This window comes from Nocardia cyriacigeorgica, from assembly GCF_010858045.1.
In the GTDB taxonomy this organism is placed as follows: Bacteria; Actinomycetota; Actinomycetes; order Mycobacteriales; family Mycobacteriaceae; genus Nocardia; species Nocardia cyriacigeorgica_E.
The window spans coordinates 1-240 of record NZ_JAAGVC010000111.1; the positions used below are offsets into that span (position 1 = coordinate 1).

Sequence of the window (240 nt, forward strand, 5' to 3'; positions counted from 1 at the left end):
GGAAGACCCTGGGGCAGGCGTAGCCGGAGGCGACGGCCGCCCGGTCCACGGTGACGGTGGTGCCCGCGCTGCTGCGCCAGGTGATGACGTCATCGGTGACGGTTCCTGGCCGGGCCAGCGCGGCCAGCACGGGCTGTGGATCGGCGTACATATCGGCGACGGTGAGCGGCGGCAGCGTCCAGCAGGTGGTCCGGAGCTGGGCGATGGTCTTGCTCTCCAGGTCGACGGCCCAGCGCTGCA

Annotated in this window: 1 pseudogene; it reads right to left on the reverse strand. The window is 72.1% G+C overall.

What is annotated here, in order from left to right:
* Positions 1-240: pseudogene (locus tag GV790_RS28940) on the reverse strand (hypothetical protein); the annotation flags it as partial.